A 559-nucleotide genomic window follows, 5' to 3' on the forward strand; every position below is an offset into this window, starting at 1 on the left:
CGGGACCGTGCCGGAGACGGCGCCCGGAGCGGCCGAGCTGGGGCCGCCCGCGCGGCTGTGGCCGTCGCTGGCCGCCGTCTACCGGGCGCAGCTGTCCCGGGCCCGGGTGGCGCGGATCCCGCTGCTGTTCGTGGCGACGTTCCAGTCCGTCGGCATCGCCGTGATGATGCGCGGCGTCGTGGACAGCGGCCATGAGGCCCAGTCCGTGGTGGCCGGCTCCTCCGTGCTGGTCGTCGCGTACGTCGCGCTGAACCTGCTCTCGCAGTACTTCGGGCAGCTGCGGGCCAGCGGCGGACTCGACCACTACGCCACGCTGCCGGTGCCGCCGGCGNNGCGCGGCCTGCGGACTGCTCGCGCCCCGGCCGGAGCTGGCCACGCTGCTCGGCCAGCTGGGCATGTCGGCGGCGCTGCTGCTGGGGGTGCTGCCGGCCGACCGGATGCCGGAGGTCGTACGGCTGGCCCGTGATCTGCTGCCGTCGACCTACGGCGTGGAGGCGTACGCGCGGACCTTCGGGGCACACCCCGACTGGGCCGTCGTCTTTGCTGACCTGGGGGTGTG

General features: G+C 75.2%; 1 pseudogene. It reads left to right on the top strand.

Features of this window, described 5'->3' with window-relative positions:
• Positions 1–7: 7 nt before the first annotated feature.
• A pseudogene (locus CCN44_RS42845) lies at positions 8–559 on the top strand (ABC transporter permease); the annotation flags it as partial.

This window comes from Streptomyces tricolor (genome assembly GCF_002155905.1).
GTDB classification, from domain to species: domain Bacteria; phylum Actinomycetota; class Actinomycetes; order Streptomycetales; family Streptomycetaceae; genus Streptomyces; species Streptomyces tricolor.